Consider the following 24517-nt stretch of genomic DNA (forward strand, 5'->3'; position numbering starts at 1 on the left):
GTGATTCCTCCTGTTGAAATGTGGTTTATCAGTAAGTTGATGTGCTGTGACTCAACTCAACGGCCACCACTATAACACCGGCGGCGACGTTCTTGAGCCTGTCGCACTCATGGGTAACAACGGGCACATCTGCAAACTTGTTCCCACCTCGCGCAACTTTTTCCGTTTCCCCAGCATAAAACACCAAAACACCCTCCGGCTGCGGGTGCAACCGAAGGGTATTCGTCGATAGGCAGCTGCCTAGAACAAGCCCGTCTCCTGCTCGGAGTAGGACACGAGAAGGTTCTTGGTCTGCTGGTAGTGCCCCAGCATCATCAGGTGGGTCTCGCGGCCGATACCCGATTGCTTGTACCCGCCGAACGCCGCGTGCGCGGGGTAGGTGTGGTACTGGTTCACCCACACACGGCCAGCCTGGATGGCGCGTCCCGCCTTGTACGCCGTGGTGCCGGATCGCGCCCACACGCCGGCGCCCAGGCCGTAGATGGTGTCGTTGGCGACGCGGATGGCCTCGTCAAAATCCTTGAACGTGGTCACGGACAACACCGGGCCGAAGATCTCCTCCTGGAAGATGCGCATGTCGTTGGTGCCCTTGAACACCGTCGGCTCGATATACATGCCATTTTCCAGGCCTTCGATCGTGTTCACGACGCCGCCGGTGAGCACCTCAGCACCCTCCTGCGGGCCGATCTCCAGGTACTCCTGGATCTTGTTCATCTGCTCGGCGGAGGCCTGAGCGCCCATCATGGTCTCGGTGTCCAGCGGGTTGCCGGTCTTGATTTGCTTAACGCGCTGCACGCCGAGCTCGAGGAACTCGTCCGCGATGGATTCTTGCACGAGCGCGCGCGACGGGCAGGTACAGATCTCGCCCTGGTTAAGCGCGAACATGGCGAAGCCCTCGATTGCCTTCTGCTTGAAGTCGTCGTCCTTGGCAAAGATGTCCTCGAAGAACAGCGCCGGGGACTTGCCGCCGAGTTCGAGCGTAACCGGGATGATTTTGTCCGCTGCGGCCTTGTTGATGATCTTGCCCACCTCTGTCGAGCCGGTGAACGCGATCTTGGCAATGCGGTCCGAGCCGGACAGAGCCGCGCCGGCCTCCGCACCCATGCCATTGACGACGTTGAGCACGCCCGCCGGGATAAGATCGCCCACCAGGTCCATGAGGTAGAGGATGGACGCCGGGGTTTGTTCCGCAGGCTTGAGCACGATCGCGTTGCCCGCCGCCAGCGCCGGCGCGAGCTTCCACGCGGCCATGAGCAGCGGGAAGTTCCACGGGATGATCTGGCCCACCACGCCCAGCGGCTCGTTGAAGTGGTAGGCCACCATGTCTTCGTCGATCTGGCTCAAGCGTCCCTCTTGCGCGCGAAGGGCACCCGCGTAGTAGCGGAAGTGGTCGATTGCCAGCGGGATGTCGGCGGCGAGCGTTTCACGCACGGCCTTGCCGTTTTCCCACGTCTCCGCGACCGCCAGTTCTTCCAGGTGCTCTTCCATGCGGTCCGCGATCTTCAGCAGCACCCGCGCGCGGTCTTGTGGCGAGGTCGCGCCCCAGGCGGGCGCGGCCTTGTGCGCGGCGTCGAGAGCAAGGTTGATGTCCGCTTCCTTGCCGCGCGCTACCTGGCAGAACACCTCGCCGGTGACGGGGGTGATGTTGTCGAAGTACTCGCCGTCCACCGGCGCGACCCATTCGCCTCCGATGTAGTTGTCGTAGCGCTCGCGGTAGCGGACGTTGGAGCCTTCGGTGCCGGGGTTGGGGTAGACGGTCATGTCGATACCTTCCTATCTGGTTCACACTGCATGGTTGAGTGTGCTCTACATTACACATCGCTGCGTTAGTGTTCTGGAGCGTTATCCAGATTTGTCACTTTCCGGGCCTCTCATATAGGGCAACAGCCTTGACATCTGACACAATGACCGGGTGACCGAACACAACAACAACGAGTACGTGGGCGCGCTGGACACCGCGGTTGACGATGTGCAGATGTTGCCCACCCCGGCCGACGCCGCCCAAGAGCTCTCCAAAGAGCCCATTGACCGCGGCGACATCATCGCCTCCGACGGCCGTACCGCCGCCGCGTGGGCGCTGCGCTTCATCATCATCGTCGCCGCCACCGCCATCCTGCTCTACCTGCTCAAATGGGTGTGGATGGGGCTGCTCCCCATCTTGCTGGCGCTAATCATCGCCACCGTGCTGTGGCCGCCGGTGCGCTGGATGCGCAAGCACAAGGTGCCGGCCGCGCTTGCCGTATTGATCACCCTCATCGGCACCTTCGGCATTATCGGCGGCATCATCGCCGCGATGGCGCCGACGGTGAAATCGCAGGGCACCGAGCTGAGCCGGCAGGCGGAACAAGGCATCAACCAGATCATCGACTGGATGAAGCAGCAGAACTTCACGTTCCTGGAACCGGAGCGCATCCAGCAGGCCGTCGACCAAGCTGAAACGTTTGCAAAGGGGCAGGCCTCCAACATCGCCTCCGGTGTCTTCTCCGGCATCGGCGTCATCACCTCTGCCGGCACCACCCTGGCGCTGACTTTGGTGCTGCTGTTCTTCTTCCTCAAAGACGGCGACCGCTTCTTGCCGTGGTTGCGCAAGTACACCGGTGTACGCGCGGGCTGGCACCTCACCGAGGTGTGCATGCGCTCCTGGAACACGCTGTCCGGCTTCATCCGCACCCAGGCCATCGTTTCCATGGTGGACGCGGTGTTCATCGGCCTCGGCCTGCTCTTCCTCGGTGTGCCGCTGTGGCCGGTGCTGGCGGTGGTGACCTTCTTCGCCGGCTTCATCCCGATCGTCGGTGCGGTGTCCGCGGGCGCCCTGGCCGTCATCGTGGCGCTTGTGTCCAACGGGTTCATGAACGCCGTGTTCGTCCTCATCCTGATCATCGCCGTGCAGCAGCTCGAGGGCAACGTCCTCTCCCCCGTCCTGCAGTCCCAGGCGATGGGCCTGCACGCCGCTGTGGTCCTGCTTGCGGTCGCCGTCGGCGGCACACTGTTCGGCATCGTCGGCGCCTTCTTGGCCGTGCCGGTGGCAGCCGTCGCCGCCGTGTGGTTGCGCTACTGGGCGGAGATGGTGTCGCTGCGCTCCGGCGAAATCACGGCCGACGAGATATCCATGGCCACCCAGCAAACCCAAACCATGGATTCCAAGGAGACCTTCCTCGCCGTCCGCGACCACATGATGCGCATGACCAAGCGCAACAGGCCGAACACCAAGGTCCCGGTGAAAGAGGGCCTCGGCTCCACCCGCGTCCCCCTCAGCGACGAGGCAATCACAACCGAGCCCGACACGGAGGTCCCAGGCCGCACTCGCGCCCTCGAAGACAAAGAATAGGTACGGTGGGCGCCGCATTTACTTATCGACGAAAGGACGTACCCGTGGCTGAACTAAACGGCAAGAACATTGCAATTATCGCTACCGATGGTTTCGAGGACGTAGAGCTGACCTCCCCGAAGGACGCCGTGGAGCAGGCTGGCGCGACCACCAAGGTCATCTCCACGGAGACCGGCGAGATTGAGGGCAAGAAGGGCGCCAAGGTCGCTGTCGACGCCAAGACCGCCGACGCAACCGCCGACGAGTTTGACGCCCTGATCCTCCCCGGCGGCACCGTCAACGCCGACGCTATCCGCACCGACGCCGACGCCGTAGCGCTGGTGAAGGCTTTCAAGGAGGCCGGCAAGCCGATCGGCGTTATCTGCCACGGTGGCTGGATCCTCACCGAGGCGGACCTGATCAAGGACGTGAAGCTCACCTCCGTGGCCAACGTTAAGACCGACCTGATCAACGCTGGCGCTAACTGGGTCGACGAGGAAGTTGTGGTCGATTCCGGCTTTATCTCTTCCCGCACCCCGGATGACATCCCGGCATTCAACGCCAAGCTCATCGAGGAGTTCGCGAAGTAGTTCGCCAACTGTTTAGCCCGCTGGCCCCGTGCCAGCGGGCTTTCTTTTGCGCCTACCACGTGCGGATCTGCTAGTTCCCGGAAAGCGCCACTAGCACATCTGCGTCTTGCTGCAAACCATGTTCAATACGACCTGGGGAAACGCAAAGCTGGACGTTTGATCTGCTAGCTGGTCGCTGGGGCGAACTAGCAGATCCCATGCGGGCGCTCGGATCGTCTAGTAGCTGTGGTCTTCGACTAGACGATCCGGCTCAGTCGATGCTGAGGGCGACCTTAACCAGGTAGGCCGCGAAGGTGGGCAGGTCCACCAAGGCGTCGGCGGGGAGCTCAGCTGCGGCGGGAGGCTCGGTAAATCCGGCGACCAATGCAGCGAGCTCCTCCGGGTCTTGGGGTAGGCCGAGTTTCTCCGCGCCCTGTAAGGACTTTTTGTCAAAGACGGGGGCGAGCTCCGGCCAGACCCCCTGCGCCTCGCGCACGAACATGGTGGCGCATGCGGGACCCACGCCGTCGAAGACTTGCAATGACTTTGGGGCGGTGTTGCGGAGGGTGCGGAGGTCGGCGGAGTGCTCGTCGATAAGCAGTTGCGACATGGAGCGCAGGCGGGTGGCGGAGGACTCGTCGTAGCGCGCGTAGCCCGCTGCGCCGAAAATGCGGATGAGCTGTGAACGGGGCGCGGCCGCGAGCTTCTCGGGCGTGGTCAGGCCAGCCGCGAAGAGGCCCCGCGCGGCGTCGACGGCGACGGTGGCGCGGATGGGTTTCGCCTGCAGCATGCAGAGGACAAGCAGCTGGAATAGAGGCGCGGGCTCGTCGGCGAGCTGGATGCCGGCGTCCTTAGCGAAGGTGCTCACGCAGCGCCTGCTCGAGCTCGACGCGGGCGCGCTCCAGGGCGGCCTCCCAGACCTCGGAGGCGGATTCGTCGGCGGAGTCGGACACCTGCTTGAGCAGCGTCAGCGGCACGCCGAACGTGGAGCACACCGCGGCGAGTGCGTAGCCCTCCATGTCCACGAGCTGGCATTCGCGGGCGAGCTCATCGCGCAGGTCGGAGCGGTTGACAAACGCGTCGCCGGTGGCGAGCTTGGCCTTGGGCAGGTCGGTCAGCGGCTCGAAGGTGAACCAGCGCGGGTAGACAAAGTCGGTGATCTCGGATGTGCCGCCGACCTTGAAATCGTGCTTGACGGCGTCGGAGACCTCGTAGACGCCGGGGGCAAGGTCCACCAGGGCGCCTGCGGTGCCGACGTTGATCACGCGCGACGGCAGCGGGCCCTCGGAGAGGCGGCGGGTCAGCGCAATCGCGGCCGGCAGGGTGCCGATGCCGGTGACGAGTACCTCGTGGTCGCCGCCGGACATGATGTCCGCGGCTTCCTCTTTCATCGCTGCGACAATGAGCAGATCAGACTGTTTTCCAGACATAGCTGCCTATCGTAGGCGCGCCGGCTCCGGGTCCACCACCGTCGCGCCCTCGCGCTCCCCGGCGCTACGGGAGTTCTCACGCGCTTTGAGCACGCCGCGCACAGACAGCGCCGCACCGAGAACCAGCACGGCGATCCGCACGAACATGAGCCCCTCGGTGACGCCCAAGAACTTCAGCACCACCGGCAGGTTGAGGAAGAGAATCAGTGTGCCCACCACGCCGCCGAGCGCGATCGGGTTCATGCGGGTGACCACCCACGCGGCGATCGGTGCCGCGATCACGCCGCCGGCCAGCAGCGCCAGCACGGCCGCGAGGTTGGCCACCAGGTCTTGCCACATGCCGATTGCGAACCCGAGGGTCGCCGCCAGGGTGACCAGGAACTCCGCGGTGTTCACGGTGCCCACGATGCGGCGCGGTTCCGCGCGCCCTGCGGACATCAGCGTGGAGGTGGTCACCGGCCCCCAGCCGCCGCCGCCCGTGGCGTCGACGAACCCGCCGAACAGCCCCAGCCCGGCCAGGAAGCCGCGGGAATGCGGCTTGGCCGACAGCTTGCGCTGGGTCAGCCCGCGGGCGAACCGCAACATCAGGTTCAAACCGATCACGGCGAGGATGAGCGACATCACGGGCCGCGCCGCCTCGGTGGACAAGCGCACCAGCAGCGTAGAGCCAAGGAACGCGCCGATAGCGCCGGGGACGCCGATGGCAAACGCCGTGCGCCAGTCCACGTTGCCGAAGCGCGTGTGTGCCACGCCCGAGGCAAGGGTCGTGCCCAATTCGGCCGTGTGGACAACCGCGGACGCCGCGGCCGGGGACAGGCTGGCAAGCGCGATGAGGATGGTCGTGGAGGTGACGCCAAAGCCCATGCCCAAGCCGCCGTCCACCAGTTGGGCGGCGAGGCCCGCCACCGCGATGAGCAGCAGTGTTTCGAGTTTGTACATGTCAGGCGTCTTTCTCTACGGCGGCGCGGTATCGCTCGGCGACAACGCCCGCAAGATCGGTTGTAAGGGGGCCGGATGCTGTGAGGTGCGCGGGGATCCGGTTGAGCAGCGTCCCGTGCGTGACAAACAGCGGGAGCACGTGCGTCTGCTTCTCGACGAACCTCCGGTCTCCCCCGGTCGCCGGCACCACCGCCACGTCGATCCCGGCGCGGCGCGCGAGGTCGTCCGCCAAGCGGCGGTAGTTTGCGGCCTGCTCGGCGTCCGATGTGCCGACGGGGAACAGGGTGGCGTGGGGGGCCGAAGGGGCGTCGACACGCAGACGGTGATGGAGGACATCGGCGATGTCGGCGCCGGTGCCCAGGGGCTCGGCGAGGACGAGGTCGCTGTGGGCGCGGGCCTCGTCGAAATGGCGCGGCACGTCTACCTTGGCGTGGAATGCGCGGGTGAACAGCAGCGGCACGACCACGGCGCGGGGGCTGTCGAGGGCCGCCGCGGCCTCAGCGAGGCCGGGTGTGTCGAACTCCAGGTGGGCGTCGGCCCATTCCACGCCAAGCTCCGCGGCGGCCGCTTCGGTGAGCGCGCGGATGCCCTCCTTGGCGCGCGGGTGGCGCGAGCCGTGGGAGAGGGTGATCAGCGCGGTCATCGTCGTCTGCCCGCTAGCGCAGCCGTGTACCGACCAGGCCTGCGGCCAGCGTGTTGCCGGACGACTGGTCCACCAGCAGGAAGTTGCCCACCGCACCGCGTGCGGCGTAGGGCTCCACGGGCAGCTCGTCGGCGGTCTGGATGGTCACGTGCGCGATGTCGTTGAGCGCCACCGCTTCGGGGGCGGTGTTGTCGCCCGCGGCGCCGTCGAGGTCCAGCACGCGGTCCACGCTGGCCACGCGGGCGCGCACGAACGCGGTGCCGATGCGCAGCTTCACGGCCTGGCCTGCGCGCAGCTCCTTCTCCGTCAGGCCCACCACGGTGGCCTGGAACTCCCGCGTGTCCGCAGGCCGGGTCTGCGAGGCCAGAAGGTCGCCGCGGGTGAGGTCGATCTCGTCCGCCAAGCGCAGCGCGATGGAGTCCCCTGCGTGTGCGGTCTCCACCGGGCCGTCGGAGGTGTCGATGCCGGCGACGGTGGTCGTGCGCCCGTGCGGCGCGAGGATCTCGTCGCCCACCGAGACGGCACCAGCGCCTACGCGGCCCGCGTAGGCGCGGTAGTCCGATGCGTGCTCGCGCAGGACGTACTGGATGTTGAAGCGGAAGTCCAGGTCGTCGGCGCGGCCGTGGGTGACCGGGATGGTCTCCAGCAGCTCGAGCACGGTCGGGCCCTCGTACCACGGGGTTTCGTCGCTACGCTCGGCAACGTTGTCGCCCTTCAGCGCGGAGATCGGCACCACGTGCGGGTCTTCGATGCCCAGCTCGGCGGCCTTGGCGTCGAAGGCCGCCTTGATCTCGTTGAAGGTGTCCTCGGAGTAGCCCACGAGGTCGATCTTGTTCACCGCCAGGATCACGGTGCGCACGCCCAGCAGCTTCGCCACGGTGAGGTGGCGGATAGTCTGCTCCACCACGCCGTTGCGGGCGTCCACCAGGAGCACGACGACCTGGGAGGTGGACATGCCGGTGACGGTGTTGCGGGTGTACTGCACGTGCCCCGGGGTGTCGGCGAGGATGAATGTGCGCTTGTCGGTGGCGAAATAGCGGTAGGCCACGTCGATGGTGATGCCCTGCTCGCGTTCGGCGCGGAGGCCGTCGACAAGCAATGAGAGGTCCAGGCCCTCGAAGCCGCGGTCGGCGGAGGTGCGCTCCACGGAGGCGAGCTGGTCCGCCAGCACGGACTTGGTGTCGTGCAGCAGGCGGCCGACGAACGTGGACTTGCCGTCGTCGACGGAGCCCGCGGTGCACAGGCGCAGCGTCTGTCGCTCCGCTAACGCCTCCGTCGCTGACGCCGCCGTCGCTGACGCGCCGGCAGAAAAATCGGATGTGGTCATCAGAAGTAGCCTTCCTTCTTGCGGTCTTCCATGGCGGATTCGCTCAAGCGGTCATCTGCGCGGGTGGCGCCGCGCTCGGTGAGGGTGGAGTTGGCGATCTCGACGAGCACCTCGTCGATCGTGGTCGCGTCCGAGTCCACCGCGCCGGTGCAGGACATGTCGCCCACGGTGCGGTAGCGCACGCGGCGGGTCTCAAGCTCCTCGCCCTCGCGCGGGCCGCCCCACTCGCCGGGAGTGAGCCACATGCCGTCTCGGCCGAAGACCTCACGGTCGTGCGCGAAGTAGATGGACGGCAGCGCGATGCCGCGCGCGCCGATGTACTCCCACACGTCCGCTTCCGTCCAGTTGGAGATGGGGAACACGCGCACGTTTTCACCCGGCAGGGTCGCGCCGTTGTACAGGTCCCACAGCTCGGGGCGTTGGCGGCGCGGGTCCCAGCCGCCGAAGGAGTCGCGCACGGAGAACACGCGCTCCTTCGCGCGGGCGCGCTCCTCGTCGCGTCGCGCACCGCCGAGCACCGCGTTGTAGCCGACCTCGGCGATCGTCTCCACCAGCGGGACGGTCTGCAGCGGGTTGCGTGTGCCGTCGGGGCGCTCCTGCAGGTCGCCGCGGTCGATCCAGTCCTGCACGTGGGCAACGCGCAGACGTAGGCCGTGCTTCTCCACGACCTCGTCGCGGAACTGGATCACCTCGGGGAAGTTGTGCCCGGTGTCAACGTGCAGCAGTTCGATCGGCGCCTTCGCTGGCGCGAAGGCGAGCATGCAAAGATGCAGGACCACGCAGGAGTCCTTGCCGCCGGAAAACAGTAGGCCGATTTTGTCGAACTGCCCGGCCACCTCGCGGATGATGTGGATGGACTCGTTTTCCAGTTCTTTCAGGTGCGGCGACAGCGCAGGTGTCTTGGTTGCCTCAGTCATGGTTCAACAGCTCCTTTATTCGTGCAGGCCGCACTCGGTCTTGGATGCGAACGCCCAGCGCCCGGCGCGCGGGTCCTCCCCCTCCGCCACGGGAAGCGTGCACGTGGCGCAGCCGATGGAGGGGTAGCCCTGGCGGGTCAGCGGGTGAATGATCAGGTCGTTGTCTTCCTCGAAGGCCTCCGTGTCCTCCAGCGACCACGTCACCAGCGGGGAGATCTTCAACCGGCCGGTGCCGTCCAGGCTCAGCGCCGGCGCCTCGGCGCGGGTGGGGCCGTCGGCGCGGCGCAGGCCGGTGACCCAACCGGCGTACGGGCTCATGTGCACCGCCAGCGGCTCGACCTTGCGCATGCGGCAGCATGCGCCCGGGGCGCGCAGGTACAGGTTAGGGCCGTACACCTTGTCCTGCTCCGGGCGCGAAAGCTGGGCCTTCACGCGCACGAGCTCGTGGTCCGGGTACCGCGCCTCCACCTTGTCAGCGACCTCGAGGGTCTCCGGGAAGTGGTACTCGGTGTCCAGGAACAGAAAGTCCGCGTCCGGCAGGTGGCGCTGGGCCAGCTCCGCCAGCACGGTGTTTTCCATGGACAGCGTCACCACCAGCTTGCCGGGGGCGTACTCGTGGGCCCACTCCAAGATGTCGGTGGCCGAGGCGTCGTAAAGCTTGGGCGCCCACTCCTCCACGAGCTGGGCATTGCGCTCAGCGACATCCCGCGGCAGCGGGGCGGTCTCCTTCGGCCCTTCGGGGCTGATCTCCGGGTCGCGGTAGTTCGCGCCCGGCTGGTTAAGCAGGTTGATCATTGTTTGGGTCCTTCATTACTGCAGTGTGTCCGTGCCGGGCCAGCGAGGCCTGCAGCGCCTCTTCCGTCGAGGGCGCCGGCGCGTGGGGGGTGTCCGGGTCGTCCTGGCCGTGGTACTTCACCTCAAAGACACGCAGGCATTCGCCACACTTCCAGGCAAAGTCCGTCTCCTCGTTGGGCCAGAGCTCCTCGCCGCCACAATAGGGGCAAAACGAGGGGAAATTGCGGTTCGGATTAGGCGTGCGACGAAAGCTCATCGCAAGTCGGCCTCGTCCGCGCGCACAACCCACTGACGGAAGGTCTCGCCCTCCTCGCGGTGGTCGACGTAGTGCTGCACCACGCGCGTGACGTAATCCGTCAGCTCCGTGGACAGCACCTTGTGGCCGCGCAGCTTGCGGCCGAAGTTCGCGCCCTCGCCGATCGTGCCGCCCAGGTGCACCTGGAAGCCCTCGACCTTCTCGCCTTCACCATTCACCACCATCTGGCCCTTGAAACCGATGTCGGAGACCTGGTGGCGGGCGCACGCGTTCGGACAGCCGTTGAGCGAGATGGTGATCGGGGAGTCCAGGTCGCCGAAGCGCTCCTCCAGCTCATCCGCCAGCTCGATCGCGCGGGACTTCGTGGTCACGTGCGCGAGCTTGCAGTACTCCAGCCCGGTGCATGACAGCAGGCCCCGGCGGAACTCGGAGGGGTTGGAGTACAGGCCCATTTCCTTCAGATCGCCCTGCAGCTTCTCGACGTCCTCCGGTGCGACACCGAGCAGCAGCAGCTCCTTGAACGGGGTGAAGCGCAGGTCTGTGACGCCGTAGCGCTCGGCCAGATCCGCCACGGCGATGAGCTGTTCGCCGGACATGTGCCCCAGCGTCGGCTTCACGCCGATGTAGCACTTGCCGTCCTTCTGCTCGTGCACGCCGATGTGGTCGCGGTCGATGAGGTTGTTGGGCGCCTTCGGGCCGTCCGGAAGCTTGTAGCCCAGGTAGTCGTCCTCGAGGACCTGGCGGAACTTCTCAATGCCCCATTCGGCCACCAAGAACTTCAGGCGCGCGCGGTTGCGCAGGCGGCGGTAGCCGTAGTCGCGGAAGATGCGCACCACGCCCGCCCACACATCCGGCACCTGCTCGAGGGTGACGAACGCGCCGAGGGATTGCGCCAGCATCGGGTTCGTGGACAGGCCGCCGCCGACGTAGCACTCGAAGCCCGGTCCCAGCTCGGGGTGCTCGACGCCGATGAACGCGAGGTCGTTGATCTCGTGCACCACGTCCTGGCGAGCGTTGCCGGAGATAGCGGTCTTGAACTTGCGCGGCAGGTTCTGGAACTCCTCCGCGGTGACGATCTCCTGGATCTTCCGAATCGCCGGGGTGGCGTCGATGATCTCGTCCTTGGCAATGCCAGCCACAGGCGAGCCCAGGATCACGCGCGGGACGTCGCCGCACGCGTCCCAGGTGTTCAAGCCGTGTTCCTCGAGCTTCTCCCAGATGGCCGGGACGTCCTCGATGCGCACCCAGTGGAACTGGATGTTCTGACGGTCCGTGAGGTCCACCGTGGAGCGGGCGTAATCGCGGGAAAGCTCACCCACCGCGCGGGCCTGCGCGGTGGAGCAGATGCCACCGTCGAAGCGGATGCGCATCATGAAATACTTGTCTTCCAGGACGCTGTTGTCCTCGCCCGTGAACTCTCCACCCAAGTTCTGCTTGCGTTGGGTGTACAGGCCGAGCCACTTAAAGCGCGGGTACAGGTCCTCGCGGTCGATGGAGTCGAAGCCGCCCTTGGAGTAGGTGTCGATCACGCGCTGCTTCACGTCCAGGACCGGAGACTCCTGCTTGATCTCCTCGTCGTGGTTGAGCGGAGCTTTGCCGTCGACAAGCCACTGCCCCTCCGGCTTCTTGGCGCGGGGTCGAGCTTTCGTGGGTGCGCCCATTGCGTCTCCTCACATAGACAGATTGGTTCATACCCGGGAGTTCCGGAGGTGTTGGCAGCTAAGTGTGCCGGACTACTTTGTCTAATACAACCGGCCCGGCAAAAGTGCCGGTAGAAGCGTTGAATGTAATGTTGCAGCGATGCCAGCGGGCCGTTTTGCGGTCAAACGAATGAAAATCGGCCGAAGTTTAAGACAGCTCTGTCTGTGCGCTATAGTGTCCTGCAACAACGCACCCATCCGCGAAAGGACTTTTGTCTTATGAGCTTGCGCGTCGCCGTAGTTGGCGCCGGCCCGGCCGGCATTTACGCCTCCGACCTGCTGATTCGCAACGAGGAACACGACATCCACGTGGACCTGTTCGAGCAAATGCCAGCCCCCTTCGGCCTTATCCGGTACGGCGTGGCCCCCGACCACCCACGCATCAAGGGCATTGTGAAGTCCCTGCACAATGTGCTGGACAAGGACAAGCTGCGCCTGATCGCCAACGTCACCGTCGGGCGCGACGTCACCATCGACGACCTGCGGGATTACTACGACGCGGTGGTGCTCTCCACCGGCGCCGTGCGCGACCGCGAGCTACTCATCCCGGGCGGCGACAAGTCCATCGGCGCGGGCGAGTTCGTCGGCTTCTACGACGGCAACCCCCGCTTCGAGCGCGACTGGAACCTTGAGGCCAAGGAAGTTGCCGTGGTGGGCGTGGGCAACGTGGCCCTCGACGTCTCCCGCATCCTGGCCAAGACCGGCGACGAGCTGGCCGTCACCGAGATTCCGGACAACGTCTACGAGTCCCTGAAGAACAACAGGGCCGAGACGGTGCACATGTTCGGCCGCCGCGGTCCCGCCCAGGCGAAGTTCACGCCCAAGGAGCTGCGCGAGCTCGACGGCTCCGACACCATCCAGGTGCTGGTGGACCCGGAAGACATCGACTACGACGAGCTGTCCGAGCAGGTGCGCCGCTCCGACAAGTCCGTCGACCTGAACTGCCAGGTGCTGGAGCAGTACGCCATGCGCGAACCGGACGACTCGCCGCACAAGATCTACATCCACTTCTTTGAGGAGCCGGTGGAGGTGCTCACCGAGGGCGACGCCATCGTGGGCATCCGCACCGAGCGGCAGGAGCTGGACGGCAACGGCGGCATCCGCGGCACCGGCAAATTCACCGACTGGCCGGTCCAGCAGGTCTACCACGCTGTGGGCTACCGCTCCGAGCCCGTGGAGGGCGTGCCCTTCGACCTGCAGCGCCACGTGATCCCCAACGACGGCGGCCACGTCCTGGTCTCCGCCGACGAGGGCGCGGGTGTCGAGGACAAGCTCTACGTCACCGGCTGGATCAAGCGTGGCCCGATCGGCCTGATCGGCAACACCAAGTCCGACGCCAAGGAAACCACCGACATGCTCGTGGCCGACGCCGCGGCAGGCCGCCTCGCTGCCCCGTCGCACACCGGCGCGGACGATATCTTCGATCTGCTCCGCGAGCGCGGTGTGGACTACGCCACCTGGGAAGGCTGGTACAAGCTGGACGAGGCCGAGCGCGCCCTCGGCGCCGCCGACCCGAACTTCCCGCGCGAGCGCAAGAAGATCGTGGAGTGGGACGAGATGCTGGGCCACTCCCGCGCGCAGTAGTAGCAAGTGCAACAACAGCATGCAGTGGCCCGCACGCATCCTCGCCGCCCCGCTCGCGATGATCGCGGCGCTGGCTGCCTGGCTGGCGCTCGCGCCGTTCACCCCGCACGTCGCGTACTGGGGCGCGGCATCGCTGGTCAGCCCGCAGTACGCGGGCCCGCTCCTGCTCATTTCGCTGGGCGTGGCGGCGGCGTCTGCCGCACTCGCCCGCGCCTCGCGGGCGAACCTTCTGCCGGCGGCCCTCGGGGTGGTGGCCACCGCGGCCGCCGCGGCGCTTTTCGGCGGCCAGCTGCACGCCGCCCGCGCGCTTGGCACCGATGCCGACGCGTGGGCCGCGCTGAGCTGGGCGGGGTTGGACAAGACCGCCCAGGGGCCCGACGCGACCGTCCCGTTCGACCTCTTCGGGACCGACGAGCTGGACATGGACGTCTACCTCCCGCGGGAGGGCGGCCCGCGCCCCGTCCTCCTCTACACGCACGGCGGCGGCTGGGACCAGCTCAATAAGCGTTCCCAGGCCTACAACATGCGGCAGATGGCTGACCGCGGCTACGTTGTGGTGTCGATGGATTACACGTTGTCTAGCCGTGAGCAGCCCACCTGGGACGTCGCCGCCGGCGAGGTTGGCTGCGCATTTACGTGGGTGGGCGCGCACGCCGCCGACTACGGTGGGGACCCGGCGAGGTTCTTCACCTACGGCGAGTCCGCCGGAGGGCAGTTGCTTCTCGACGCCTCCTACGATGCCGCCGCCGGCACGCTTACCTCCGACTGCGGCGGCCGCGCCGCCGTCCCCCGCGCCGTCTATGCCGACTCCCCCGCTCTCGACGCCCGGGCCGTGTGGGGCGGCGACGACCCGTACGCCGGCCGCGGCGCGCGCGAGACGGTGGAAAAGTACCTGGGCGGCACCCCGGGCGAATACCCGGCGCGCGCCGACGCGGTGACCTCGGCGAACCACGTCACGGACCGCTCGCAGCCGACGATGATCGTGCGCAGCGCGGACGACCGCCTCGTCCCGCCCGGCAGCTACGAGGGTTTCCACGCCGCCGCGGCGGCGAGCGGCGTCGAGCTCACCGAGCAGGTACGCCCGCACGCCGACCACGCCTCCGCGCTGAGCGCCCACGGAGTGTGGAACCAGCACCTGCTCGACTCCATGACGACGTTCTTCGCGGAGCACGGGGCGGACGCGTGAGCGGCCAGCTGACCGGGCGCGCCCGCACCGGCGCGGCGGTGGCCTCGATCCTGCTCGGCGCGCTCTTCATCGTCGACTGGGTGACAGTGCAGTCGCCGGTCGGCGCGGCGGCAAAGCTGGCCGGGGCCGCCATCCTGGCGGGCGCGACCGCCTCCTGCGCCGCGCTGTGGGTCCCCGGCATCGCCGCGTGCGCCACCCTTGCCCTGGCGCTGCAGAGCCTCAGCGTCTTCCTCTACTGGGCCCCGCCGCTGGCGTTCGCCTCCTACCTGCTGGGCCTGTCCGCCCCGCGCAGGCAGCGGCCCTGGCTCGTGGCGTGGGTGCTGGGGGTCTCCACCGCCGGCCTCTACGCCCACCACCTGTTCTTCGACGCCGAGTGGCCCAGCGGCATGACCACCACCGAGGCGGTGGAGGCCGGGGTCGGCGCGACCGTGCTGTGCTGGCTGGCGCTGGGCTTCTTCTACCTGCTGGGCACCCAGGCGCGCCAGCGCCGCGAGCGCATCTCGGAGCTAGAGCAGCAGGTGGAGTTCGCGCACGTGCGCGAGCGCACGCAGATCGCCCGGGAGATGCACGACATCGTCGCGCACACGCTCGCGGGCATCACCGCGCTTGCCGACGGCGCCCGCTACGCCGCCAAGTCCAACCCGGAGGTAGCGGAGGAGGCGCTGGAGACCATCAGCCGGGAGTCGCGCACGGCGCTCGGCCAGATACGCGGGCTGCTCAGCGTGCTGCGCAGCGACGAGACCGAGCGCCCCGCCGGCACCGCGCCGAGCCGGCACGACTTCGAGGCGCTTTTCGACGACGCCCGCCGCCGCGGGACCGACCTGACCGTCGAGGGCCTCGACGACCTGCCCGCCGACCTGCCCGCGCTCACGCAGTTCACGCTCTATCGCGTTTGCCAGGAGGCAGTGACCAACATGCTGCGGCACGCGTCCTCCCCCGCCGGCGTGATCCGGTTTGTGGTGGGTGCCCACTCGATTGTGGTGGAGGCGGAAAACGCGGCATCAAAAAGCAAAAGCTCGACGGGGGGCTTCGGGCTGGTGGGCATCGAGGAGCGGGTGGCCGCGGTCAGCGGGCGGGTACGCTTCGAGCGCGACGGTGGCAAGTTTGTGCTGACGGCGGAGGTACCTCGATGATCACGGTTGCGCTTGTGGACGACCAACCGCTCGTGCGCGCTGGGTTTTCCATGCTGGTTGGCTCGCAGGGCGACATGGAGGTGGCGTGGCAGGCCGGCGACGGCGATGAGGTGCCGGGCCGAGAGGCCGCGGACGTGGTGCTCATGGACATCCGTATGCCCAGCGTCGGTGGCATCGAAGCCACCCGTGCGCTGCTTGCGGAGCACCCCGACACCCGGGTCATCATGCTCACCACTTTCGACGACCAGGAGCTGGTGCTCGACGCGCTCGATGCCGGCGCCTCCGGCTTCCTGCTCAAGGACGCCGACCCCGACGAGCTGCTCAGCGCGATCCGCGCCGTCGACGGCGGCGACGCGGTGCTCGCGCCGAAGGTGACCCGCCACGTCATCGGCGCGGCGCAGGCCCCGGAGCATCAGGAGGCGGCACGCAACGAGGCGATGCTCGAGCGCCTTACCCCGCGCGAGGTGGAGGTCCTTCGCTTGGTGGCGCTCGGCTACTCAAACGAGGAGATCGCCGAGGCCGAGACACTCTCCCCCGCGACGGTGAAGACGCACGTGCACCGCATTCTGTTCAAGACTGACTCCCGCGACCGCGTCCACGCCGTCCTCTTCGCGTTCCGCGCGGGCCTGGTGGGCACCGGCGAGTTGCTGGGCCACTAGCCGTGTACACCCCAGGGTGTACACGCCGATTTACACCCGCGGGCGGACGATTTCACCCGCGCCACGCGCGATTGTGGGAACCATGATCGAAGTTCACAACCTGACCAAACGATATTCAAGCTCCACCGCCGTAAACGCGCTGTCGTTCACGGCGCCGGACGGCGCCGTCACCGGTTTCTTGGGCCCGAACGGCTCCGGCAAGTCCACGACCATGCGCATGATCGTCGGGCTAGAAACCCCAAACGAGGGCGAGGCGCTTATCGACGGCTCCGCTTTCCGATCCCTCGACCAACCCGCACGCGTCGTCGGGGCGCTGCTCAACCCGGAATGGATCGCCCCACACATGACTGGGCGCGGCCACCTGAAGATGGTCGCCGACTACGCCGGCGTGCCGGAATCCCGCGCCGACGAAGCGCTCGAGGCGTTCGGGCTCGCGGAGGCGGCAAAACGGGAAGTGAAAAACTACTCCCTCGGCATGCGACAGCGCCTCGGCGTGGCCAGCGCACTGATCGCGGACCCATCCAACGTCATCCTGGACGAGCCGGTCAACGGCCTCGACCCGCAGGGCGTGGCCTGGATGCGGGGGCGCATCCGCGAGATGGCCGCCGAGGGTCGTGCGGTAGTCGTCTCTTCGCACCTGATGAGCGAGATGCAGCTCACTGCGGACCGCCTTGTGGTGATCAACCGCGGCCGCCTCGCCGGTGAGGGCCCGCTCGAGGACTTCCTGGGCTCCAACCGGGTTGAGGCGACCTGCAGCGACCCGGCGCGGCTGGCTGAGGCCGTCGGCGGCCAGGTCATCGGCGACTCCGTTGTCGTCGACGACGCCACCGCCCGAGACGTCGGCGAGGCCGCCCAGCGCGCCGGGGTGACGGTGTACTCCCTCCAGGAATCCCGCCGAAGCCTCGAAGAAGCGTTCCTGGAGTCGACGAAATAGGACGTAGGAGGTTTTCCATGCACACACTGAAAGCAACGCTGCGGGAGATCTTTTCCCGCCCCGCGACGCGCATCTTGCTCGCGTTTGTCGCGGCCGCCCTCATTCTCGGGCCCATGGCCGTCGCGATGCTCCTCGGCCCCAACGGTACAAGCACCGCAGACCCTGCAATGCTGCTCATCCCGGCCGCTTTGATGCTCCCTGTGGCGTTCGCCGCGGGCGCTTTCCCCGCCGGCAGCGCGCACTCGCGCGGCACGATCGGCTACGCCTACCTCGCGTCGAACCACCGCGGTTGGGAGCTCGCATGTCGCGTCGGAATCGCAGCTCTCGCCTGCATACTGACGGCGTTTGCCGCCTCGGCGATCGGGCTCGGCGGCGCGCACGTGTTTGTCGACAGCGTCGCTCTGGAAGGCGCCGACAGCGCAGATATGGTGCGCGGCCAGGCCGAGCTGTGGATCGCGTACCCGCTCCTCGCGGCCCTGACAGCCGTACTGCTCGGTTCGGGCACCGCGTCCTTCTTCGTCTGGGTCGTAGAGTCGCTCATTGTGGAGACTGCCCTCGGCGCGATCAACCAGCCGTGGGCCGCGGCCCTGGAGAAGCTCCTGCCGGGCGGCGCGGCCGGGAACGGCACGGCCGGCGTGGTCACTCTTGCGGTCTGGGTCGCGGTCCTTGCCGCCGCCGCGTACGCTGCCGTGCAGCGGAGGGCAGTGAAGTGACCGCGACAGGGACCACAACACACACCGGTGAGCGCACTGCGGCCCGCCAGCGGTTCGTGGCCCCCGACCTCGCCCGCGGGTTCGCTCTCGTCGGCATCGCGATGGCCAACATGGTCACTGACTGGGACCCTGCCGAGGGCGCCGACCACGCGGCGGGCCTCGGCGGCTACAACGGTGACGGCACCGTGTTGGAGAAGCTGCTCGTCTTCTTCGAGACGCTCTTCGTGCACGTGCGCGGTTTGCCCATGTTTGCCACCCTGCTCGGTGTTGGCGTCGGCATGATCTTTGTCAGCCTCGAGCGGCGCGGCTACCCGCTGCGCGCCCGGCGCATGGTGCTCGCGCGCCGCTATGGGTTCCTGTTCCTGTTCGGCCTAGTGCACAAGACACTGTTTTTCACCAACGACATCATGACCGCGTACGGCATCGCGGCGCTTATCCTGGGCCTGTTCATCGGGTGGAGCGACGGAGCACTCTACGCGCTCGCAGGTGCAGCATTCGCCCTGAACGCGGTACTTCGTGCCCCTGGTGTATTCGCCGCGTTTTCGTCGGCAGCGGAACCGGTAGACGGCAGCCCCGCGCGCATCGTTGACCTCGGCGAGCGCATAGCCGCCGGCCTGGCCAACTTCTGGGTGTACCCGGCAATGGGCGTAATCGAGATGCTCGCCTTCTTCCCGCTTGTCGTGGTCGGGTTTGTCTGGGGCCGACGCGGCGTCTTCAGCAACGTAAACGGCAACTCCCGGATGCTCCGCGGGTGGGCGATTCTTGCGGCCGTAGTCATGGCGGCCGTCGGCATCCCGTGGGGCTGCGCGGAAATCGGCGCGCTCGAACCCAGGTGGGCTACAGGGCTCAATGCCACCAACGAGCTCGTCGGCATGCTCACCGGCCCCGGCATCCTCGCTGCCATCTCCCTCGCGTGCCGGCCGTTGCAATCGCGTATCAACGCCTCCGGCTCCCTCCCGCACCTAGCCCAGCCGCTAGTGGCGCTGGGGAAACGTTCCATGAGCGGCTACCTTGCGCAAACGATCCTCTTCATCCTGACAACCCAGCCCGCGTTCTGGTGGGCGACCCGCGACGCAGCAATCTCCGGAAAGCTTGGCTGGGCGGTGCTTATCTGGCTGGCCACGGTAGCTGGTGCGTGGGCACTTGAGAGGGCTGGCAAGCCGGGGCCGTTCGAATGGCTGCACCGTCGCCTGTCGTACGGCAAAAACGGCCTCCCTGAGCACTACAACGGTTAGGCGCCCGGGCAGACGCGCCCGGACGGCACCGTGCCCACGCTCGAGCCGTGTGCGATGCGACAGAAGTCTAGGATTGCGCCGGGCAACGAGAAGAAGGGGCATACGTGTATCTCATCCGTCTTACCGCGCGCTTCGGCAGACCCTACGCCGGCCAATTCGCATTGGTCATCGCGTTACAGCTGGTCACTACCCTGGCCACGCTGTATTTGCCGGACTTGAACGCGGACATCATCAACAACGGCGTCGCCCAGGCGGACGTGCCGTACATCTGGCGCGTGGGCCGCACGATGCTGCTGGTAGCGCTGGTCCAGATCGTGGCGGCCATCGGGGCGGTGTGGTTCGCCTCCCAGGTGGCCATGAAGACAGGCCGGGACATCAGGGCCGCCGTCTATGACCGGGTATCCGGTTTCACCAGCGAGGACATGGCCCGCTTCGGCACCGCCACCCTGGTCACCCGCGGCACGAACGACGTCCAGCAGGTGCAGATGACGTTCCTGCTGTTCATGAACTTCATGGTTGCGGCCCCCATCATGGCAATCGGCGGCATCATCATGGCCTTGCGCCAGGATGCGGGGATGTCCTGGCTTGTGGTCACGGCCGTGGTCGTGCTCGCCGCCGTGGTGGGCATCATTGCTGCAATCCTGATGCCGCTGTTCAAGCAGATGCAGAAGCGGCTGGACGCAATCAACGGCCTGCTGCGCGAGCAGATCGCCGGCATCCGCGTGGTCCGCGCGTTCGCCCGCGAGGACTACGAGGCCGAGCGGTTCACGGACGCGAACCAGCAGATCACCAGACTCAGCCTGAACATCGGCCGCGTGTTCGTGACCATGTTCCCGGTCATCATGCTCATCCTCAACCTCGCCACTGCGGCCGTGCTGTGGTTCGGCGGCCACCGCGTGGACGACGGTCTGGTGGAGGTCGGCTCGCTCACCGCGTTCATGCAGTACCTCATGCAGATTCTCATGGCGGTGATGATGGGCGTGTTCATGCTCATGATGCTGCCGCGAGCGCTCGTCTGCGCGGACCGCATCGAGGAGGTGCTCGCGGAGGAGCCGGTGGCAGAGGGGACCGAAGGGGCGTCGATAGGCAAGGGCATAGGCAGGGGCGTTGTGCGTTTCGACGGCGTCTCCTACACCTACCCCGGCGCCGAGCAGCCGGTGCTGGAAGACATCACGTTTGAGGCGCGCCCGGGCACGACGACAGCGATCATCGGCTCCACCGGCAGCGGCAAGACCACGCTTGTGGGGCTGTTGCCCAGGCTCTACTCCCCGACGGCGGGCAGCGTGCGTATCGACGACCATCAGGTCGCCCACATCCGGCGCGAGGACCTGGTCAAGGCCGTCGCGATGGTGCCGCAGAGGCCGTGGCTGTTCTCCGGCACGGTGGCGTCGAACCTGCGCATGGGCAAGCCGGATGCCACGGACGAAGAGCTCTGGGCGGCGCTGCGCACCGCACAGGCCGACTTTGTCGAGGACCTGGAGATGCCAATCGCGCAGGGTGGCACCAACGTCTCCGGCGGCCAGCGCCAGCGACTTTGCATCGCGCGCATGCTGGTGGCGGACCCGAAGGTGTACGTCTTCGACGACTCGTTCAGCGCGCTCGACGCGACCACGGAGGCAAACCTCAACGCGGCGATGCGCGACACGGTGCGGGACCGCACCGTGATTGTGGTGGCGCAGAAGGTGTCCTCGATCCGGAACGCGGACCAGATTTTGGTGATGGAGGCCGGGCGCATCGTCGCCCGCGGCACCCACGCGGAACTGTTGCAGACGAGCGAGACGTACCGAGCAATCGAGCGCAGCCAGGCGGAGGTGGACGCATGAGCGAGATGACAGACGAGCAGCTCGCCGAGTACGAGGAGAAGATGGCGGGAGACGACTACTCCTCGTCCGCGCCGCGTAGGGCGAAGCAGTTTTGGCCCTCGGCGAAGCGGCTGCTAGGGCTTCTTGCCCCGTACAAGGTGGCGCTGACCACTGTGTTCCTCATGAACGCGGTGTCGGTGTTTTTGGCCGTCTACGCCCCGCGCGTGATGGGCCGGGCCATGGACGTGATCTTCTCCGGTGTGGTGTCCAAGCAGATGCCCCCGGGCACCACGAAAGAGCAGGCAATCGAGGGGCTGCGCGCGGCGGGCCAGGACCGGTTTGCGGACATGGCCGGCGCGATGGACCTCAACCCGGGAAGCGGCATCGACTTCGACCGCCTGCGCGAGCTGATTGTGTTGGTGCTGGTGCTCTACGTGGCGGCGTCGCTGCTGATGTGGGCCCAGGGCACGATATTGAACCGGCTGGTCATGAACGCCGTGTTCAACCTGCGCGAGCGCGTGGAGGCGAAGATCAACCGCCTGCCGTTGAGCTACTTCGACACCCGCCAGCGCGGCGACGTGATGAGCCGCACCACCAACGACGTCGACAACGTGCAGCAGGCGCTGCAGCAGTCCTTGTCGTCGCTGTTCAACGCCGTGCTCACGGTGATCGGCATCATCATCATGATGTTCGCCATCTCCTGGCAGCTCGCCCTGGTTGCGCTGCTGGCCATCCCGCTGACCGGGTTGGTCATTGGGCTGGTGGGCACGCGCTCCCAGAAGCAGTTCACCACCCAGTGGAAGGCCACAGGCGATGTCAACGGGCACGTGGAGGAGTCCTTCTCCGGCCACGACGTCGCCGTTATCTTCGGGCGCACGGACCAACTGCGCGAGCAGTTCGACGAGCGCAACGAGGAGCTCGCCGGGGCTGCCCAGAAAGCGCAGTTCCTGGCCAACTCCATGCACCCGATCATGCAGTTCATCTCCTACCTGTCCTACGTGGCCATCGCGGTGCTCGGCGGGGTGAAAGTGGCCTCGGGCAAGCTCACGCTCGGCGACGCCACCGCGTTTATCCAGTACTCGCGCCAGTTCAACCAGCCGCTGGGCGAAATCGCCGGCATGATGCAGATGCTCCAGTCCGGCGTCGCCTCCGCCGAGCGCGTCTTCGAGCTTCTCGACGCGGAAGAGGAACACGCCGATACGGCCCAAACGCGTCTCGACGGCCGCGTGGACGGTCGCGTCGAGTTCAAGGACGTCTCCTTCGATTACGGGACGGAGCGCAGCGACGCTCCCCCACTGATCCAGGACCTCAACCTGCGCGTCGAGCCGGGCCAGACCGCAGCCATTGTCGGCCCCACCGGCGCGGGCAAGACCACACTGGTCAACCTGCTCATGCGCTTTTACGACGTCGATTCCGGCTCGATCACTCTGGACGGCACGGACATCCGGGACCTCTCGCGCGAAGCGTTACGCGGCCAGATTGGCATGGTGTTGCAAGACGCGGTGCTGTTCAAGGGCACGATCATGGACAACATCCGCTACGGCCGCCTGGACGCCACCGACGAGGAAGTCATCGAAGCGGCGAAGGCCACCTACGTGGACCGCTTCGTGCGCTCGCTTCCAGACGGCTACGACACGGAGGTCGACCAAGACGGCGGGTCGGTCTCCGCCGGCGAACGCCAGCTGATTACGATCGCGCGCGCATTCCTGTCCCAGCCGGCGTTGCTGATCTTGGACGAGGCGACGTCGTCGGTGGACACCCGCACCGAGGTCATGGTGCAGCAGGCTATGAACGCGCTGCGTTCCAACCGCACCTCCTTTGTCATCGCCCACCGGCTTTCCACCATCCGCGACGCGGACGTCATTGTGGTGATGGAGGACGGTCGGATTGTGGAGCAGGGTTCGCATGCGGAGCTCGTCGCTAAGCAGGGGGCGTATTGGCGCCTGCACCAGTCCCAGTTCGGCGGGTAACTGACAGTTTTTTCACACGTTTCCCAAATGTTTACTTTGTGGACACCGATCCATTAACTCGGTGTCCATAGGTTGGGCGGTGCACCTGTGCCAGCCGACCGATTGGGAAACCATGAAACGAGAAGAAACCGGCGGTTCAACCGCCGTGGACGTAGCCGACAACACCGGCCGGACCGACGACGCCGACGACACCAACCGCTCGGATAACGACGAGCACGACGTAGACGACGATAACGAGCACAAAGACCCCCTCAGCTTCCTGCCGCTGGAGGGCACGGCCAAACAGATTGCGAACTGGGTGGCCGTGTTCCTGGGCATCTGGATCCTGCTCAACGGCGTGGGCATGATTGGCGACGGCTTCAAGGGCATCGCCGGCGACCGCGCGGAGGAGCTCTTCTCCTTCGCCGAAAACCCGTTCGTGGGCCTGGCTATCGGTATCGTCACCACGGCGATCATCCAGTCCTCCTCCACCACCACCTCCATCGTGGTGGGCATGATCGCCGGCGGCCTGCCGCTGAACATCGCGATTCCGATGCTCTTCGGCGCGAATATGGGCACCTCCGTGACCTCCACGCTGGTGGCTCTGGGCCTGGCGGGCAACAAGAAGCAATTCCAGCGCGGTTTCTCTATGGCCACCGTGCACGACTTCTTCAACCTCATCGCCATCCTCATCTTCTTCCCGCTGGAGATTCTCACCGGCTTCCTGGGCAAGACGGCGACGGCGATCGCGCCGTCCCTGTCCGGCTCTGGCGAAGGCGTGGTGGCAGGCATCTTCGAGTCCATCGGCGACTTCATCGACCTCATCACCGAGCCGCTGGTGGGGTTGGTGGACAGCCTGGTAGAGCCGCTGGGCGACGTCTGGGGCGGCGTGGTTTTGGCTGTGCTCGGCATCGTGCTGATCCTGTTTTCGATCCAGTTCATCGGCAACATCCTCAACGCGCTGCTGGTGGGCAAGGCGCAGGACATCCTCTACGCCGCACTGGGCAAGAACGCGTTTGTCGGCGTGCTCTCCGGCGCCGCGATCACCACCCTGGTCCAGTCCTCCTCCACCACCACCGCTCTGACGGTGCCGCTGGCGGCGTCCGGCAAGTTCAAGGTGCGCACCCTGTTCCCGTTCGTCGTGGGCGCCAACATCGGCACCACCGTCACCGGCCTGATCGCCGCGTTTTCCGCCTCCGGCGCCGAGGCCGAGGCCGCGATGGCTGGTGCGCTCGTGCACACCCTGTTCAACACATGCGCAGCGATTCTGATCCTGAGCATCCCGTTCCTGCGGAAGCTCCCGCCGGCCGGCTCCGACTGGCTGGCTGGCCTGGCTACGAAGAACAAGATGTACGTCTTCGCCTGGATCGGCGGCGTGTTCTTCATCATCCCGATCCTGGCCGTTTTCATCTCCAACGCGCTTTTCTAAGGAGGCCCAC

At 66.6% G+C, this 24517-nt stretch carries 22 protein-coding genes; 12 read left to right on the forward strand and 10 right to left on the reverse strand.

The window, feature by feature from the left end; genetic code table 11:
• Window positions 1-240: 240 nt before the first annotated feature.
• The gene (gene exaC, locus CUREI_RS09920) at window positions 241-1761 is read right to left on the reverse strand and encodes an acetaldehyde dehydrogenase ExaC (RefSeq protein WP_038613141.1); all 1521 of its coding nucleotides are present in this window, start codon (window positions 1759-1761) and stop codon (window positions 241-243) included.
• A 214-nt stretch (window positions 1762-1975) separates the two neighbouring features.
• Here exaC and CUREI_RS09925 point away from each other — a divergent pair, with 214 nt between their 5' ends.
• Window positions 1976-3328, forward strand: coding sequence for an AI-2E family transporter (locus CUREI_RS09925; protein WP_084768527.1), 1353 nt, complete (start codon window positions 1976-1978; stop codon window positions 3326-3328).
• Between the two features lie 44 nt (window positions 3329-3372).
• Window positions 3373-3897, forward strand: a complete 525-nt coding sequence (locus CUREI_RS09930; protein ID WP_038613143.1) for a type 1 glutamine amidotransferase domain-containing protein — start codon at window positions 3373-3375, stop codon at window positions 3895-3897.
• Window positions 3898-4147: 250 nt separating this feature from the next.
• Here CUREI_RS09930 and CUREI_RS09935 read toward each other — a convergent pair whose 3' ends face one another.
• From CUREI_RS09935 to CUREI_RS09970, 9 genes are read right to left on the reverse strand one after another with little or no spacing between them, the layout of a single operon-like run.
• Window positions 4148-4744 (reverse strand): HhH-GDP family DNA glycosylase, encoded by a 597-nt coding sequence (locus CUREI_RS09935; RefSeq protein WP_051952336.1) that lies wholly within the window; start codon window positions 4742-4744, stop codon window positions 4148-4150.
• Window positions 4728-5306, reverse strand: coding sequence for a nucleosidase (locus CUREI_RS09940; RefSeq protein WP_038613145.1), 579 nt, complete (start codon window positions 5304-5306; stop codon window positions 4728-4730). The genes CUREI_RS09935 and CUREI_RS09940 overlap by 17 nt, the downstream gene beginning before the upstream one ends.
• Before the next feature lie 6 nt (window positions 5307-5312).
• Complete coding sequence (locus CUREI_RS09945) at window positions 5313-6245, reverse strand: sulfite exporter TauE/SafE family protein (RefSeq protein WP_038613147.1); 933 nt, start codon at window positions 6243-6245, stop codon at window positions 5313-5315.
• Window position 6246: 1 nt separating this feature from the next.
• A complete protein-coding gene (locus CUREI_RS09950) occupies window positions 6247-6888 on the reverse strand; it encodes a sirohydrochlorin chelatase (RefSeq protein WP_038613156.1) in 642 nt (213 codons plus the stop codon).
• A gap of 13 nt (window positions 6889-6901) precedes the next feature.
• Window positions 6902-8215 (reverse strand): sulfate adenylyltransferase subunit 1, encoded by a 1314-nt coding sequence (locus CUREI_RS09955; RefSeq protein ID WP_038613158.1) that lies wholly within the window; start codon window positions 8213-8215, stop codon window positions 6902-6904.
• The gene (gene cysD, locus CUREI_RS09960) at window positions 8215-9132 is read right to left on the reverse strand and encodes a sulfate adenylyltransferase subunit CysD (RefSeq protein ID WP_038613160.1); all 918 of its coding nucleotides are present in this window, start codon (window positions 9130-9132) and stop codon (window positions 8215-8217) included. Before cysD ends, CUREI_RS09955 begins: the two co-directional genes overlap by 1 nt.
• A 15-nt stretch (window positions 9133-9147) precedes the next feature.
• Window positions 9148-9927: a phosphoadenylyl-sulfate reductase gene (locus tag CUREI_RS09965; RefSeq protein ID WP_038613162.1), complete on the reverse strand. Its 780-nt coding sequence runs from the start codon at window positions 9925-9927 to the stop codon at window positions 9148-9150.
• A complete protein-coding gene (locus CUREI_RS12050) occupies window positions 9911-10183 on the reverse strand; it encodes a hypothetical protein (protein ID WP_084768318.1) in 273 nt (90 codons plus the stop codon). Before CUREI_RS12050 ends, CUREI_RS09965 begins: the two co-directional genes overlap by 17 nt.
• Window positions 10180-11844, reverse strand: coding sequence for a nitrite/sulfite reductase (locus CUREI_RS09970; protein WP_038613164.1), 1665 nt, complete (start codon window positions 11842-11844; stop codon window positions 10180-10182). The genes CUREI_RS12050 and CUREI_RS09970 overlap by 4 nt, the downstream gene beginning before the upstream one ends.
• Before the next feature lie 258 nt (window positions 11845-12102).
• Between CUREI_RS09970 and CUREI_RS09975 the strand changes: the two genes are divergently transcribed.
• The 10 genes from CUREI_RS09975 (at window position 12103) to CUREI_RS10020 (ending at window position 24507) form a co-directional block, all read left to right on the forward strand.
• On the forward strand, window positions 12103-13467 hold the full coding sequence (locus CUREI_RS09975) for an FAD-dependent oxidoreductase (protein WP_038613166.1): 1365 nt from the start codon (window positions 12103-12105) through the stop codon (window positions 13465-13467).
• 19 nt (window positions 13468-13486) lie between these two features.
• Window positions 13487-14653 carry an alpha/beta hydrolase gene (locus tag CUREI_RS09980; protein ID WP_038613168.1) on the forward strand — a complete coding sequence of 389 codons (1167 nt, stop codon included), beginning with the start codon at window positions 13487-13489 and terminating at the stop codon, window positions 14651-14653.
• Entirely contained in the window at window positions 14650-15786 is a 1137-nt protein-coding gene (locus CUREI_RS11705) for a histidine kinase (protein WP_051952337.1), read from the forward strand. Before CUREI_RS09980 ends, CUREI_RS11705 begins: the two co-directional genes overlap by 4 nt.
• Window positions 15783-16445: a response regulator gene (locus CUREI_RS09990; RefSeq protein WP_038613169.1), complete on the forward strand. Its 663-nt coding sequence runs from the start codon at window positions 15783-15785 to the stop codon at window positions 16443-16445. Before CUREI_RS11705 ends, CUREI_RS09990 begins: the two co-directional genes overlap by 4 nt.
• A gap of 82 nt (window positions 16446-16527) precedes the next feature.
• Window positions 16528-17379, forward strand: a complete 852-nt coding sequence (locus tag CUREI_RS09995; protein WP_038613171.1) for an ATP-binding cassette domain-containing protein — start codon at window positions 16528-16530, stop codon at window positions 17377-17379.
• Between the two features lie 17 nt (window positions 17380-17396).
• Window positions 17397-18092: a hypothetical protein gene (locus CUREI_RS12475; protein ID WP_038613173.1), complete on the forward strand. Its 696-nt coding sequence runs from the start codon at window positions 17397-17399 to the stop codon at window positions 18090-18092.
• The gene (locus CUREI_RS10005) at window positions 18089-19327 is read left to right on the forward strand and encodes a DUF418 domain-containing protein (RefSeq protein WP_069202900.1); all 1239 of its coding nucleotides are present in this window, start codon (window positions 18089-18091) and stop codon (window positions 19325-19327) included. The genes CUREI_RS12475 and CUREI_RS10005 overlap by 4 nt, the downstream gene beginning before the upstream one ends.
• Window positions 19328-19431: 104 nt before the next feature.
• On the forward strand, window positions 19432-21150 hold the full coding sequence (locus CUREI_RS10010) for an ABC transporter ATP-binding protein (RefSeq protein ID WP_038613175.1): 1719 nt from the start codon (window positions 19432-19434) through the stop codon (window positions 21148-21150).
• Complete coding sequence (locus tag CUREI_RS10015) at window positions 21147-23099, forward strand: ABC transporter ATP-binding protein (protein WP_038613177.1); 1953 nt, start codon at window positions 21147-21149, stop codon at window positions 23097-23099. The genes CUREI_RS10010 and CUREI_RS10015 overlap by 4 nt, the downstream gene beginning before the upstream one ends.
• A 112-nt stretch (window positions 23100-23211) precedes the next feature.
• Entirely contained in the window at window positions 23212-24507 is a 1296-nt protein-coding gene (locus CUREI_RS10020) for a Na/Pi symporter (protein ID WP_084768530.1), read from the forward strand.
• The last annotated feature ends 10 nt before the right edge of the window (window positions 24508-24517 follow it).

It is taken from the genome of Corynebacterium ureicelerivorans, assembly GCF_000747315.1.
In the GTDB taxonomy this organism is placed as follows: domain Bacteria; phylum Actinomycetota; class Actinomycetes; order Mycobacteriales; family Mycobacteriaceae; genus Corynebacterium; species Corynebacterium mucifaciens.